The organism is Methyloglobulus sp., from assembly GCF_046714055.1.
Classification (GTDB): Bacteria; Pseudomonadota; Gammaproteobacteria; order Methylococcales; family Methylomonadaceae; genus Methyloglobulus.
The window spans coordinates 1-15,536 of record NZ_JBKKBJ010000052.1 but is presented as its reverse complement, the minus strand read 5'-3'; the positions used below and the strand labels follow the sequence as shown (position 1 = coordinate 15,536).

General features: G+C 48.1%; 9 protein-coding genes and 1 pseudogene. All 10 read right to left on the bottom strand.

The window, feature by feature from the left end:
* A partial coding sequence (locus tag ACLQ6D_RS03135; RefSeq protein WP_411725808.1) for an aminotransferase class V-fold PLP-dependent enzyme occupies nt 1-593 on the bottom strand: 593 nt, incomplete at its 3' end.
* On the bottom strand, nt 590-1,927 hold the full coding sequence (gene sufD / locus ACLQ6D_RS03130) for a Fe-S cluster assembly protein SufD (RefSeq protein WP_411725807.1): 1,338 nt from the start codon (nt 1,925-1,927) through the stop codon (nt 590-592). The genes ACLQ6D_RS03135 and sufD, both read right to left, overlap by 4 nt.
* A complete protein-coding gene (gene sufC, locus ACLQ6D_RS03125) occupies nt 1,924-2,718 on the bottom strand; it encodes a Fe-S cluster assembly ATPase SufC (protein WP_411725806.1) in 795 nt (264 codons plus the stop codon). Before sufC ends, sufD begins: the two co-directional genes overlap by 4 nt.
* On the bottom strand, nt 2,715-4,151 hold the full coding sequence (gene sufB, locus ACLQ6D_RS03120) for a Fe-S cluster assembly protein SufB (RefSeq protein ID WP_411725805.1): 1,437 nt from the start codon (nt 4,149-4,151) through the stop codon (nt 2,715-2,717). The genes sufC and sufB overlap by 4 nt, the downstream gene beginning before the upstream one ends.
* A gap of 133 nt (nt 4,152-4,284) precedes the next feature.
* Nucleotides 4,285-4,617 (bottom strand): HesB/IscA family protein, encoded by a 333-nt coding sequence (locus tag ACLQ6D_RS03115; protein WP_411725804.1) that lies wholly within the window; start codon nt 4,615-4,617, stop codon nt 4,285-4,287.
* A 366-nt stretch (nt 4,618-4,983) separates the two neighbouring features.
* Nucleotides 4,984-7,644 carry a UPF0182 family protein gene (locus ACLQ6D_RS03110; RefSeq protein WP_411725803.1) on the bottom strand — a complete coding sequence of 887 codons (2,661 nt, stop codon included), beginning with the start codon at nt 7,642-7,644 and terminating at the stop codon, nt 4,984-4,986.
* A gap of 281 nt (nt 7,645-7,925) precedes the next feature.
* Nucleotides 7,926-10,508, bottom strand: coding sequence for a bifunctional lysylphosphatidylglycerol flippase/synthetase MprF (gene mprF, locus ACLQ6D_RS03105; RefSeq protein WP_411725802.1), 2,583 nt, complete (start codon nt 10,506-10,508; stop codon nt 7,926-7,928).
* A gap of 36 nt (nt 10,509-10,544) precedes the next feature.
* Nucleotides 10,545-11,897, bottom strand: a complete 1,353-nt coding sequence (locus tag ACLQ6D_RS03100; RefSeq protein WP_411725801.1) for a virulence factor family protein — start codon at nt 11,895-11,897, stop codon at nt 10,545-10,547.
* A 33-nt stretch (nt 11,898-11,930) separates the two neighbouring features.
* A pseudogene (locus ACLQ6D_RS03095) lies at nt 11,931-12,569 on the bottom strand (alpha/beta fold hydrolase); the annotation flags it as partial.
* Nucleotides 12,570-12,866: 297 nt separating this feature from the next.
* Complete coding sequence (gene mgtA / locus ACLQ6D_RS03090; RefSeq protein ID WP_411725800.1) at nt 12,867-15,410, bottom strand: magnesium-translocating P-type ATPase; 2,544 nt, start codon at nt 15,408-15,410, stop codon at nt 12,867-12,869.
* Nucleotides 15,411-15,536 lie beyond the last annotated feature (126 nt).

Below are 15,536 nucleotides of genomic sequence, written 5' to 3'. Positions count from 1 at the left end.
TGCTTGATCGGATTGATCGTGCCCAGCGCGTTGGAAACATGCATCACACCGACGAATTTGGTGCGTTTGTTGAACAGCTTTTCATAATCATCGATTAGCAGTTCACCAGCATCGTTGATCGGCACCACACGAATCGTCGCGCCTTTTTCTTCGGCCAGCATCTGCCACGGCACGATGTTCGAATGGTGCTCGAGCGTGGTCAGGATAATTTCGTCGTCGCGCCCGATGAACTTGCGACCGTAGCCGTGCATCACCAGATTGATGGCATCGGTGGTGCCGCTGGTAAAGATCACTTCGCGTTCTTCACGCGCATGGATGAAATGCTGCAACTTGCGACGCGCTTCCTCGAATTCGTTGGTCGCAATCTCCGATAGTGTGTGCACTGCACGATTGATATTAGCGTGCTGCGTGGACTGATAACGCACCAGGCGATCGATCACCTGCTGAGGCATCTGACTAGACGCAGCGTTGTCGAGATATACCAGCGGCTTACCGTTGACCTGAAACTTGAGGATCGGGAAATCGGCGCGAATCCGCTCGATATCGAGTACGGGCATCGCTTGTGCTTTGCGTGCAGTCTGAATAGTGGTCATGGCAGGCTTGTCGTTTGTTCGAGCACTGTTTGCTCGAGTTGGTGCTTGAGCGATGCGATGGGGATGCGGTCGATGACCTCGGCGCCGAATGCATAGGTTAGCAGGTTACGAGCCGCCGCCTCGGTTAGCCCGCGGCTTTGCAGATAAAACACCCCCTCTCTGTCGAGCTGGCCAATAGTCGCCCCATGCGTGCACTTGACGTCGGAAGCAAAAATCTCCAGTTGCGGCTTGGTATCGATGCGCGCCTTGGCGGTCAACAGCAGGTTGCGGTTGGACTGTTTTGCGTCGGTACGCTGTGCACCTTCGCGCACCATAACCTTGCCGTTAAACACTGCATGCGCACTGCCGCCGACGATGCATTTGTGCAACTGGCGGCTGATGCCGTGTGGCTTGGCGTGGTCGATACAGGTATGGGTGTCGGCCAGTTGTCGCCCAGAGATCAGCGTCAGTCCGTCGAGAGTGCAGTTGCTGCCCTCGGCCGTTTGCAGCACATGCAGGTTATAGCGTGAAATACGCGCACCCAGCGCGACACTCACCGACTGATAGTTGCTGGCGTGCCCGAGTGACACCGCGCAGTTAGCAATATGAAACGCTTTACTGCCTTCGCGCTGAACCCGGATGTGAGTCACATGCGCATTGTCCGCCAGCACGACTTCGGTAACAGCGTTGGTAAAATGGGCTTCTTCTTGTGAATGCGGTTGGTACAGCACGACATAATCCTCGATCACTGTCACTGTGCTACCAGCCTCGGCAACCACCAAGCAACGCGGGGTGCTGACAAGCTCTTTTTGCGTGGCAATAAACAGCAAATGGACTGGCGCTGCCACCGCTACGCCACGCGGGACGATAACCACCGCAGCGTCGTGCAGAAAGGCAGTGTTTTGCGCAGCGAATACATTGTTGTTGACTATGGCGTAATGGCCGAGATGCGGCTCGATTGCCGTTGCGTGTGTAGCAATCGCTGCCGACAGGTTGGACACCACCACGCCGCTGTCTGTGCTCGCACTGGACCACTGCGGTGCATAGAACCCATCAACAAACACCAGTCGGGTGGTCGCTTCTTCAATATAAAAGTGAGCGACATCGACTGCTTCCAGACAAGTTACACTGAGTGCCGGAGCAAACGACATGTTGGTAAGTAGAGAAATGTCGGTGAAGCGCCACTCCTCGTCACGCGTGGTGGGCAGCGTCAGCGTGCTGACGCACTTGACTGCCTCTTCACGTAGTGCGTTAAGCCACGCCAACGGGGTAGCCGCCAATTGCGGCTGTCTTGCCAACAGGCTTTCAAGATAATTTCCAGCAATTGCCCGAGTCGGTGCAGTGGTTTCGCTCATGCGGTTACACTCGCAGCGGCCTTATGCTCGGCGCTGACCCAGTCGTAGCCGCGCGTCTCAAGCTCAAGTGCTAGCGCCTTACCGCCGGTCTTGATGATGCGGCCTGCGTCCATCACGTGCACGTAATCGGGCACGATATAGTTCAGCAGACGCTGATAGTGCGTCACCATCACCATCGCATTGTCTTTGGTGGTGAGCTGGTTGACGCCGTGGGCAACGATTCTGAGTGCGTCGATGTCCAGGCCGGAATCGGTCTCATCAAGGATCGCCAGACGTGGCTCGAGTAGTGCCATCTGCAATATTTCGTTGCGCTTCTTCTCACCGCCGGAGAACCCTTCGTTGACGCTACGGTCGAGAAAATCGGAACTCATTTCTAACAACTTCATCTTTTCGCGCACGAAGTCGTCAAACTCAAGCGGGTCAAGCTCTTCGTTGCCGCGTTGTTTTTGGAGCGTGTTGTAAACAAGGCGCAGGAACTGGCTGTTGCCGACGCCGGGCACCTCGATCGGATACTGAAAGGCCATAAAAAAACCGGCTAGCGCACGCTCTTCGGGTTTCAGCGCTAACAGGTTCTGGCCTTCGAGCAGCACGGTGCCGCTCGTAACTTCATAAGCAGGGTGCCCTGCGAGTACCTTGGCGAAAGTGCTCTTGCCCGAACCATTTTGACCCATGATGGCGTGTATTTCGCCGCCCCTGACCGTGAAGTCAAGGTCTTTTAGTATTTTGATACCATTCACGGTTGCGCATAGTCCGCGCACTTCCAATAATACTTTACTGTCTTGGTAAATCATCCGACACTTCCTTCGAGTTTGAAACTCAGGAGATTGGTCGCCTCGACCGCAAACTCCAGGGGTAATTGTTTAAATACGTCTTTGCAGAAGCCATTGATGATCATCGACACCGCTGCCTCGGCATCGACACCGCGCTGAGCAAAGTAGAACATCTGGTCTTCACCGATCTTCGAGGTTGACGCTTCGTGCTCAACCTGGGCGTTGTTGTTGAGTACCTGGATATAAGGGAAGGTATTGGCGCCGCACTCTTCGCCAATCAGCATCGAGTCGCACTGTGAGTAATTGCGCGCACCAGTAGCGTTGGCCGCAACTTTGACCAACCCACGGTAGCTGTTGTTCGACTTACCTGCGGAAATACCTTTGCTGACTATCGTACTACGCGTATTTTTGCCGATATGAATCATTTTGGTGCCGGTGTCGGCTTGCTGATAGTTGTTGGTGACTGCAACCGAATAAAATTCACCGACCGAGTTGTCGCCCAGCAATATCACAGAAGGATACTTCCAGGTAATCGCCGCGCCGGTCTCGACCTGAGTCCACGAAATACGAGCATTGACGCCTTTAGCCAAGCCGCGTTTGGTCACGAAATTGTAAATACCACCCACGCCGTTTTCGTCACCTGCATACCAGTTCTGCACCGTTGAATACTTGATATCGGCATTATCGAGGGCGACCAGTTCAACCACCGCCGCATGCAGCTGATTGGTGCTGAACGCCGGCGCGGTACAACCTTCCAGGTAGGACACTGACGCCCCTTCCTCGGCGATGATCAGCGTGCGCTCGAATTGCCCTGACTCCTCGGTGTTGATGCGGAAATAGGTCGACAAATCCATTGGGCACTTGACGCCCCTGGGAATAAAGCAAAACGAGCCGTCGGTAAATACCGCCGAGTTGAGTGCGGCGTAAAAGTTATCGCCGGTTGGGACCACGGTGCCAAGATACTTCTTCACCAGTTCTGGATGCTCCAGCACCGCTTCCGACATTGAGCAAAAAATGACGCCGACTTCGGCCAGCTTGTGTTTGTAGGTAGTCGCTACTGAAACACTGTCAAAAATCACATCGACCGCAACGCCCGCCAGTGCCATGCGCTCATGTAGCGGTACACCAAGCTTCTCGAAGGTACGCAACAATTCAGGATCGACCTCATCCATGCTATTTAACTTCGCTTTCAACTTGGGCGCGGCGTAATAGCTAATCGCTTGGAAATCGATCTTCGGATGGTGACAGCTTTGCCACTCTGGATCTGTCATCTTGAGCCATGACCGGTAGGACTTGAGGCGAAATTCGAGCAGCCACTCGGGCTCTTTTTTCTTCCTCGAAATCATCCGAATAATGTCTTCATTGAGACCCTTCGGCGCGACCTCCGATTCGATGTCGGTGACGAACCCATGCTTGTAGGGCTGATTAACCAGATTTTGCAGTACCGCACTCATTATAATTACCTCAATGTTTTCCAAGCCAGAAATATGCTTTTGAACCTCTTTGAAAAACCAAAAAATCCGATCTAAGCAATATTTCTGCGCGTCCCCAGTGGCCACTCAGTGACCATTCATGGCGAAGTGTCAGTTATTTTTTCAGGTTGAAGCTCTCACCACAGCCACACTCACTCTCGGCATTGGGATTGTCGAACTTTAAGGTCTCGCTGAATCCTTTCTTGACGAAGTCAATGTGTGAACCGTCGAGAAATGGCAGACTGACCGCATCAACCATTAGCATTACATCATGCGACTCGAACACTTGGTCGCCAGCACGCACTTCGTCCGCATAGTCGAATGTGTATGCAAAGCCGGAACAGCCGACTTTTTTTACGCCCACGCGCAAGCCCATCCCCTCTTTGCCGTTCTTCACAAGCCGTGCCTGAATTTTTTTCGCAGCATTTTCCGTCAATGTAATCGCCATCACTATTCACCAAGTTTTTATACACATAAATACAGGACTAATTTAGTCCTGTATTTACTATAGAATACCTGAGTAATTTAGTCAACTACTATGTGGTTGTAAGCCCGTTGCGGCCTGGCAATGCTGTATAAACTAGCGGGTGTGAATCCCGCCCAGGTAATCGCTAGCCACGAGCCTGGTATTGAGCCTTGCAGGCCATAGAGGTAACGATATGCTTGATGCGTAGGCACGAAAGAAAGCGAGGCGCAAAGATGGAGAATCTGACGACTTTACTAAACCAGAAGCCGGAAAGTGAACAAACCGGCAGAATGCTACTGGGTCAAATGACCGTCGATTTATGACATCCAACTGGCAAGGTTATTTCGTTCAATTTCCATCCGGCACAATCGCTTTGGGTGCACCTGTCTGTGTTATCTCAGCAGCCTCTTTGAGGTAAAACTGTTTCAACCTGTTTAAAGCCGACCTTAACGTCGTATCCATAACTACGCGGTCGCCTATGGCAACGACGATCCTGCTCAACTCAGGAATTTTGGTTTGGGTTGAGGTCAGGTAAATGGGCTGTACGTATAAGATAGTATTCCCCATTGGCAGTATAATCATCCGTCCCATCTCAACGGTAGAACCCGCTTTTCCCCACAGGGTAAAATCCGCCGATATTGCCGGATCTTCGTTGATTAACGCTTCCACCTGCGCAGGACCATTAACCTCTACTTCTTTAGCGAATTTATAGACGGTAATGCCTGGCTTGTAATCCAGCCCGCATTTGACATTATCCATCACCCCCGCCATACCAATCATGCTCAGGTTATCGCGGTTGACCGGTGTCATGGGGTTAATCATGACGAATTCTTCTCGATTATTGCAATTACCGAAATCCATAGTTTGGTAATAAGGCATGACAGGATTATCGCTCATGTTGACAAATTGCCAAGTCTCGCCTTGCTCGTAGAACGCTTCGGGAGTTTGCTGATGGTATTTGGCAAAGACTTTCATTTGCACAAAATAAAGATCACGCGGATAGCGCAAATGTTGTCGCAACTCTTCCGGCATTTCTTTTAGATTTTTAAACAGGCCAGGATAAGCGTTATCGTAGGCGTGGATAATGTCATCGGACGGGTCTGAAATGTAATAATCCACATCACCATCATAAGCATCGATGACGACCTTTACCGAATTGCGAATGTAATTAAAACGTTGTTTATCTTTTCCAAAATCGAGCTCTTCAGGTTTGGAGACCGGATATTTGTCCGATAAGGTATAAGCATCCTGAATCCAGTAAAACCTGTCCTTGCCGATGACCAGATAGGGGTCATTATCTAGGTGCAAAAAGGGAGTTACCTTGCTGATGCGCTCAACAATATTGCGGTAAATCTTGATTTTACTGTCGTCTGTTATATTTGGTGAAAAGAATATGTTTTTTTCTTTCAGATAGATAGACAACAGTGCCTTTCTGAACAAGGAATTGATCTGAACCCCGCCTTCGCCGTGGTAGTCTTGAGACATGCCAGGGTCAGAGCTTAAGTTACTTCCAGAAATATCTACAACTTTTATCTTATTCGGGACAATGGCGTATTCATATTGTCCTTCGCCATAATAAATATCAGGATACTTAACATTCAGACCAACCGAAGAACTCATGTTCAGATCACGCAAATACCAGACCAAGGGCTTATCGGCATCCTGGGCTGCGGAAGTCATCACCGCACCATAGCCGTGGGTATAACGCAAATGGATGTTCTCCCAATTCTGCGCTTCGTCAGGTAACTTGCCGGTGTTAATCTCTCTTGCGGCGAGATTGACTTGCCGTGTGTGGTCAAAGAGGAAGTAACGATCCTCATCCACATTCATGAACTGATAGTACGGCCTAATTTCCTGCAATTGTTTATAACTGCTGATTAAGTTTTCCCTGTCCCATACTGGAATGTTTTCAAAACGTTTTTGGCTGTTCCAAGTGGCTATATCTTCGGCAGCATTTAGATTGACCTGCATATCAATGGTTTTGATATTTTTTAAGTCATAAGCATCCCATGTTGCATCGATGTTATGCTGCACAAATGGCCTTTCTGTTTCAACTGGATTTGGATTAACGATGTATTTCTCAATAAAATCGGGGATAAAATCAACTGTTGGCAATCCCCAAAAAACCAGAAATGCCACCAGCGCGATCAAAAAAGGCGTTTTATTCCGGTGCATATCTGAAAAAATGTACATCACAGATGTTGCCGCCAGCGCAAGGAATGAGAGAATCCCCAACCAGATCAACGGCAATTGGTAACGGATTTCAATAGTGCCGGGCCCGAAAAAAATGGGCTCATGGGAATCGGTATACAACAATGCAAACCGCTTTAACATAAAGCCCCAAATGACAAATAGCACGACAAAGCCAATCAAAATACCTACGTGTATTTTTGCCCCTGGATGAAACTTGTTGTTTTGCTTGGGTACGAAGGTGTGGTTCAGCCTGTACAAGACTCCAATTATTAATAAAGTCAATACAGCAGTGCATAACAGTTGTGGCTGGATGAGCCTATAGATAGGCAAAGATAACAGATAAAAATTGATGTCTTGGCCATAAACAGATTCCGTTGTTCCTGTGGAACCACCAAAAATGTAAAGTAACGCAGTCTCCCATTGGTCATAGAAAGGGATAGCCATGAAGATCGCCAGCAGCAGTGAAATTGGTGCATATATTTTGGCCGACCTAAATAGAAATTTCTCTGAAAAATTCTGAAGCTGAATATTATTATCAAACGTACTGGATACTTCTTCCTGCGAATTTAAGCCATGATAACGGGAGGCAATCCAGAAATGGACAAAGAAAATCGTGAACAAGAATAAAGTAATTCCGCTGGACAGAAAAAACTTGTACAGTAGTCTCAGCCAAAAATAATGCTCAAGTTTTATGGATTGAAACCACCATAAATCAACAAACAGATCGAGAAATACGAAATGAATGACAACAAACAGGACAAAAGAAATTGCCAGCGTCGTAATAATGACTGTGGGTATAAGGTTTAGATTCCGCATAGAGTTCTCTTAGTAGCTATTTGGGCAAAATTCATAAGCATTTTGCAAGAGTAATTTGTATCATAAGGCTTAGTTGTCGGTGTACATGGTCTTTTCGGTTGAGACCAGGACTGGTTTAATTCTACGTGTAAATTGTTGCACCATTGTTCGAGTGTTAGCCACTGCCGAATTCATATTATTCGGCAATGGCTCCAGTTACGATTCATATTGGCGACGAGTTTTTCCGTTTCGTCCAGCGTTTTAGCTAAAACTACACGACTTATTTTTGAATCCTTAAATTCCTATCTTGCAAATATGCCTTTCCAGCTTCCGGAAATCAAACGGGTAATCGTCATCAGGATAAAAGGCACGGAAAAACCGGTAGTTGCTGCCAGATATCGAGGTTCCCAAACGGGATCGAATTTCGCCTTATAGTTGTATAAGCCTTCGAAATTGTAAAACTCATCGCCCCGATCAAAAATGATCGTGCCGATTTTGTGCCAAAGCGGCGCGAGGGGACGGCGTTCCAAGCCTGAGAGTGGTGCCATGCCCAGCGAAAACCAGTGGTAATTCTGCTGTTGTCCCCAAAGCATCAGCTCGACGAACAGAAATTCCATGACACCCCCGGGAATATCAGGGTCGTAACGCATCAAATCAATGGACAATTCTTGCTTGTTGACGGTTTGCCAGAGATTGGCAAACGCCACCATTTTGGCGTTTTGGTCACGCACTACGGCAATGTCAGTTCGCCGCAGATAGGTTTCGTCAAAAAAACCGAGCGAAAAGCCTTTTTCATGGGTATTTTTGCCCATTAACCAGCGATTTGATATTTGACGTAGTTCCGGTAGCGATTGCTCGACTTGGATGCCTGTCAAGATACCAAAACTGAAACCCTGTTTGGTAAACCGGTTACGGGCACCGCGCTGAGAATCGCGCTTTTTGCCTTGCAGGGTGAAGGTCGATAGGTTGACCTTGGCCTCTTCCCCCAGTTTATAAAAGGTCAGCCCTAAATCGAGGTAGTAGGGCAAAAATGCTTCGCTGGCTTGATAAAAAACGGCTTTAGCCCCATTTTTGTCAGCTTGTTCACGGAGCGACCAAATAAGATTATCGAAAGCATTTTGATTGCCTACGGGGTCGCCCATCGCTATCCAAAATTTAGAGGCCACATCGAACATAATAAAGGCGCTTCGGTCATCGCTCCAGCATAAATACTTGTCGCCCAATAGCGCTAGATAACCCCTTGTGTCATCTAAATTGATAATAATTTTCGTTACTTCATCGAGTTCTTGAGCCGATGGCTTTGCTAGCGATTTGGGTGCGGCAATACTGAATAGTCTAAATAAAACAAAAGCAACCGTCAGAACGGAAGTTAACAGCAAGGCACGTAGGAATCGGGGGGCATCCCTCTCAAAAGAAAATTGCCACCACAATTCATGAGAATATTCCACCTCCCGGTAGGCAAAAAACCCCAGCCAGGTAGAAGCCATCAGTACGATAACAATCATGCCTATCCACTGCCGGGAGAAGGGCATGTGCAACAAGGATGAAGAACGCTGAAAACAAGCTTTGGTCGGCAGCAGTAAAAGCAACATTATCGACAGCACAAGCGCTTCTTGCCAATCGAATCCCTTAAGCAGAGAAACGGCTATACCTAACGCCAGAAACAGTACACTGCCGTACCAGGCCGCATCAATTTTTAAGCGTAAGCCCCGCGCAAAAAACAATAAGATCAGTCCGATCAGGCTTCCTAGAAGGTGAGAAAACTCGATAATGGGCAAAGCAGTCCAATTTTGCAGCCAACTCATAGCCTCTGGATTAGCTGGAGTAGCGCCTGAAACTAACAGCATGGCACCTGAGAAAAGCAGTATGATCGAGTACAGTTGTGGCACGATAGCCGAAAGAACGGGTCGCACAGCACTGCTGCTTGCGATTAACAACTCCCGGCGACTATAAATTTCGTAGCACATCAGGCTGGCACCGGCCAACAGTAACGGCACGAAATAGTAAATTACCCGGTACAAAAGCAAAGCGCCAATCAAAATCAAATGCTGATCAGTTGCTTCGATATCCGACATCAGCCACAGAAAAGCGCTTTCAAACACACCGATACCGCCTGGCACCTGGCTAATGACACCCACGACCTGCGCCACCACAAAAACCACCACGAACGCACCAAAACCAATATCCACTTTGCCAAGCAATAGTACCCACAGTACCAGCGACGACAGGACAACGTCGATACTGGACACTAGCGTTTGCCAGAAGGCCATGGTCGGCGAAGGCAAAACTAATTCGAAGCCTTTGATCAATATTGGCTTACGCCAAAAACATACCGCTCCCCAATAGGCCAGCAAGGCAGCGGCACAAATTAGGCTGACCCAACGGATGGCTTGCGGCTCCTGGACGGTGCTTGATAAATAGTGTGGCAGTAACAAACTACCTACCAACCCCAAGCTCAGTGCGCCTAATAGATAGGTGATGGTTTGGAACAATGAAATTTTTATAATATCCCAGCCTGGAACACCCCATTTTGAATAGAACCGGTAACGGATCGAGCCGCCAGCGGCCCAGGCATGACCAGTGTTATTGCTGATCGCATAACTTAACAATGCGGCCGCGATCATTTTCGGCAACGGTATTTGCGTATGTCCGGTGAAACGTAAGGCCAGCCAGTCATAACCCGCCAGTACCAGATAATTGATCACCATCAGTACAAACGCGGCGAATATAATCCGCATCGGCATTGTTTGTAACGATGACAGGATGTCGCTCAAGTCGTGTACATTGAGTTCGTTATGGACGATGTAAAGCGCACAGGCAAATAGGATCACCGGTAACAAGTGTGCGATTTTTTGGGTCAATCGGCTTAGTGTTTCGCGGGTCATGGGCTGGTCATTGAAGTGTTATAGGGAAAATTCAAGTTAATTAATGCCGAGCTGACGATAAACATCCAAAATTTGCCGCGTCAGTTTTGGATAATCCTGGTCGAAATGGTGTCCGCCCGGCAGTTCCAATATTTTAGCCTCGCTATTTAGCAAACCCGTACAAGCTGTTTCGGCTTTTTCTTCTATTCCGTAGATACATAAAATCTTGGCTGTAGGTATCTGCACCAATTCTGGGACTAAGGGCTGTTCGCCCGCGCTTTGTCCGAGCCAGCCTGAGACATGGATTTCAAAATCGGCACTCTTCGCCAGTGCTATCAGCACCAATAGTGCAACACTGTCTTTATCTTGTGTGGGCAGGCGATTGTAAATGGCTGGCAAGATGTCGGCACCGAATGAATAGCCAGCCAGTACAAAGGACTTTGACCCCCAATTTTTACGGTAATAAGCCATCGTTGCAGCCAAATCGGCTGCCGCCTGCTCCGGTGTTTTGTGTTCCCAGAAATAACGCAACACGTCTACACCGACCACTGGATAATTCAGGGCAGCCATTTCCCCGGCCACGGTTCTGTCCAGGTCACGCCAGCCACCATCGCCGGAATAAAAAAGCGTAACGTTAGCGCCGGGTTTGGCAACCGGCACTTCGACAACCGGCATGGGCTGGACAAATTGAGCAGTTTTACCTAAGATGCTATTTAACTCATCAACCATTAATGTATCGAGCGGTGTATAGTAAGCGGCAATACGGGTATCGACCTTTCCCAATGTCTTAATGAAGATGGCCGTCTTGTCTTCCGGTTGATCTGTCCATACCGAACGCCAGTTGCTTATCAGGCCAGAGGACGAAACCAGGTTAAGGTGCTGATCCTGATTATGGATGGATAATGGCGGACATAAAGAGAAATCGGTAGGCAACTTGACCGAAAACCCGACAGAAAGGTTAGTGGCAGCATTTCCCGACGTGGATTGGGCATTGATAAACGGTATCAGCGCACCATCACCTATGCCGGCAATAATCAACCGTTTTCCTGTTGGCATCGTCAATTGTTTTGTCAAAGCGTTGACAGTGGTAGCAATGAAGTTGTGATCCAGACATATATCGGCATCAGAATCAAATTCACCGAAAACCTGCCTAATATCGACAACGGCTGCGGTAACCCCGGTTGCTGCCAAGCGCTGCGCTAGTTTGCTGGCCGGATATTTTTGGGTATCGACAAAACCCAGTGTCAAGCCCTGAGAACCCCACATCGGTTCGGCAACCGTTATATCGTTTAGGTCTTCAGTGTCAATCGTTTCCTGGAAGATAGGTGGGTGCATACGGCTTACCAACCAGATGCCAATCACTGTTACGCTTAACAAAAGGCAAATTAGCAGGGGTTTCTTTATTTTCATGAGATGATCTACCTTAATGACAATTAGGCCGTATTACTTCGGTAGCCCTATGCCTAAAAACGAAGCAATGAGTTGGTTGATCTGTCGGGCATGGGTAATAGGGGCTGCGTGTCCTGCACCCGGTACAATTTCCAGCTTGCCGTTCGCCAGTGTCTGCGCCAATTCACGAGAATGTGATAAGGCGATAATGTCGTTTTCACCTGCAATCACAATCGTTGGCGCTGTAATGTCATTTAAATCGGAATGGGCGAGCTGCGGTGCTGTCCGCCACAATCCTTTAATCTCTGCTTCCAAGACAACGTGTCTATCACCTGCCCCCGACCACCGACTACGCAGCCAATCGGTAAATTTATTGGGTAGCAGGTTAAGCGTCTTATCCTGAACCCAATGGACTTCAGGAATCAAGCCGGAAGGTTGAAAATTAGCGCTGATAGCAACAATTCGCCTTACCCGTTGCGGCGCTTCCAGACCCAGCAATAATGCAATGATACCACCGTCGCTCCAACCGACAATGTCGGTACGCTGGATACCCAACCGATCAAGCACTTGCAGGGTGTCTTCGGCAAAGATTTGGTAGCTTAGTTTAGTGTTGCCAGCTGTTGAATCGCCATGACCACGGATATCTATCAGTACGACCCGTCGCCCAGTGGCGACCAGCCAAGGTATCTGGGAAAACCAGCTGTTTGTTGCTCAGTCCCCCATGTAATAGCAACACAGGTTCACCTTGGCCGTAAGCAACAAAATGGATTTGGGCGCCCTGGTATTCAATATTGCCAGACTCGGCCTGTGTCGTTTTCGAGAACTTCCAAATTAAGTAGTCCAGTGAGTTAACCGACAGAGGCCTTAACTGTTTAGTCCCACTTAATAGTGGGACTAAACAGTTAACCAGATAAAAAGTGACACAACGATTGCCAACAAGGAGACCCAACTGATATGGAACAATCGTTTCATGACCAACTTCAAGCCAAATTAAAATCTTACAAAACGATAAAATAGGCGCTTTGCCATTTCAGCGGTAACGATATAAAGAACGACAATGACACCTAATAAACCCTGCACATTCAGCGGAAGTGGCTGAAATCCGATTAGCGAGGCAAACGGCATATAAGGCAAAGCCACAGTCAAAGCAACAATAGCTAATGTGGCCATCACCAGATATTTGCTGGGGCGGCTTTTGAAAATAGATTTATTACTGCGAACAACAAAAACGATCAGTGCCGCCGAAATCACCGATTCCAGGAACCAGCCGGTGCGAAATTGTTCGACGGGCACTTGTAACCACAAGAGCAACCCGAAGGTTAGGTAATCAAATACCGAACTGACGATGCCGAAGGTAAGCATAAATTTTCGAATAAATTGAATATCCCAGCGTCTTGGTTGGCTAACCATTTCAGCATCCACATTATCGGTTGCAATAGTCATTTCGGGGAAATCAGTCAACAGATTAGTCATTAGGATTTGCTTGGGCAATAATGGCAGAAAAGGCAAAAACAACGATGCACCGGCCATGCTGAACATGTTGCCGAAATTAGCGCTGGTCGCCATAAACACATATTTAAGGGTGTTGGCAAAGGTTACACGCCCTTCTTTGACACCTTTCACGAGAACGTCCAGATTTTTTTCCAAGAGGATGATTTGAGCTGTTTCCTTGGCGACATCGGCTGCGCTATCGACCGAAATACCGACATCGGCGGCATGCAAAGCGGAAACATCGTTGATGCCGTCGCCCATATAACCGACTACAAAACCGGCTTTTTTCAGCGCGATGATAATGCGTTCTTTCTGGTTAGGCTCAACTTCGGCGAAGACATTAACCTCAGCCACTTGGTTCATTAGGGCGCTTCCGCTCATTTGCGCTATTTCTGGGCCGGTCAGGATTTTGGAGCCCGACAACCCCAATTGATGACTGACGGTTTCGGCAACCAAACGGTTATCGCCGGTGATGATTTTAAGGGTGACACCCAGTTGCCTCAGTTGCTCGACGGTTTCGGCGCAGTTGGCCTTGGGTGGATCGAAAAGCGTGATAAAACCCAAAAACCGCAGTTCCGTTTCATCGTCTTTACCCAGGTCTTTTTTATCATCCATCAGCTTATAAGCAACGCCCAAAGTGCGGAGGCCCTGAGTGCTAAATGCTTCATAGCTTTGTTGAATAGACTCACGAACCTCATCGATAGCCGTCAGCGTACCGTCGCCATTTTCGACGTGAGTGCATGCGGCCAAAACATTAGTTAATGCGCCTTTGGTAATGAGAACGCTTGTACCTGAAACGGAAATTAGCATACTCAAGCGCTTACGATAAAAATCATACGGAAGTTCGGCTAATTTGCGGCAATCTTTAATATCGAATGCACGAAAATTTCGGATTGCTTCATCGATTGGATTATTGAAACCGGTCTCGTAAATGGCATTCAGATACGCAAAACGCGATACTTTGTCGCTAGGATTGCCATTTGAATCCATGGCTTCCTTTAATTGCACCTTACCTTCGGTCAAGGTACCCGTTTTGTCGGAGCACAAGACGTTCATGCTACCGAAGTTCTCGATGGAAGCCAGCTGTTTGACAATGACTTTTTCTTCGGCCATCCGTTTGGCGCCATGCGCCAGATTGACACTGATCACCGCAGGCAATAATTGCGGTGTCAGTCCCACAGCCAGCGCCAGCGCAAACAGAAAAGAATCCATCACCGGTTTATGCAGATAGACATTCACAGCGAAAATCATGATGACCAGGATTAATGTGACTTCCATCAGCATATAGCCAAAGCGTCTGATGCCGCGTTCAAAATCCGTTTCAGGCGCTTTGAGCTTAAGGCGACCAGACAGTTTGCCGAATTCGGTATTTTGTCCAGTAGCCACGACTAACGCTTTTGCTTCACCACTTTGCACATGAGTTCCCATCCATAATGCATTGGTACGTTGGCTAATCCGCGCATCGGCGGCAATAATTCCCGGTGATTTTTCAACCGGATAACTTTCGCCGGTCAGCGTGGCTTCATCGATAAAAAGATGGTCGGCCTGCAGTAAAAGGCAATCAGCAGGAATAATGTCTCCTCCTTTTAAAACGGCGATATCACCCGGAACCAACTCATCAACTGCAATTTCTGATTGGGTATTACTACGCAGAACCGTTACCTTGATTTGTACCAGAGCCAGTAATTTCTGCACGGCATCGGCCGCACCTTTTTCCTGCCAAAACCCCAGGATACCGCTGATTAAAATGATAGCCAAAATAATCATGGCATCGACTTTATCATGCAGGAAAAACGCTAATCCCGTGGCAAACAACAAAATCAGCATAATGGAGCTTTTGAACTGAGATAAAAACAGGCGTACTGGCCCTGTTTGTTTCTTGTTGTTTAACCGGTTAGCTCCATAGCGCTTTATGCGCTCACCAACCTCTTGATCGCTCAAGCCTTGCGCTGATGTTTGTAGTCTTTGCAACTGACTTTCAACAGAAATGTTCCAGAATGCTGAATCGATTCCAGCTGTTGCTGACGGTTTTGGTGTAGTCATGTTATACCAATCCCAATAGATTATCATATTAATAAAGCCCATTTACGGGAGCAAAGATTTCGGATGGTGTCGGGTTGGCTGGCGAACTGGTTCCATGCGTGGCAACACACATCAACGATCTGGTCA

Excerpts from the sequence above, each read along its gene's own strand:
- sufD (WP_411725807.1), bottom strand. The coding sequence starts at position 1,927 with ATGAGCGAAACCACTGCACCGACTCGGGCAATTGCTGGAAATTATCTT.
- sufC (WP_411725806.1), bottom strand. The coding sequence starts at position 2,718 with ATGATTTACCAAGACAGTAAAGTATTATTGGAAGTGCGCGGACTATGC.
- sufB (WP_411725805.1), bottom strand. The coding sequence starts at position 4,151 with ATGAGTGCGGTACTGCAAAATCTGGTTAATCAGCCCTACAAGCATGGG.
- ACLQ6D_RS03115 (WP_411725804.1), bottom strand. The coding sequence starts at position 4,617 with ATGGCGATTACATTGACGGAAAATGCTGCGAAAAAAATTCAGGCACGG.
- ACLQ6D_RS03110 (WP_411725803.1), bottom strand. The coding sequence starts at position 7,644 with ATGCGGAATCTAAACCTTATACCCACAGTCATTATTACGACGCTGGCA.
- mprF (WP_411725802.1), bottom strand. The coding sequence starts at position 10,508 with ATGACCCGCGAAACACTAAGCCGATTGACCCAAAAAATCGCACACTTG.
- ACLQ6D_RS03100 (WP_411725801.1), bottom strand. The coding sequence starts at position 11,897 with ATGAAAATAAAGAAACCCCTGCTAATTTGCCTTTTGTTAAGCGTAACA.
- mgtA (WP_411725800.1), bottom strand. The coding sequence starts at position 15,410 with ATGACTACACCAAAACCGTCAGCAACAGCTGGAATCGATTCAGCATTC.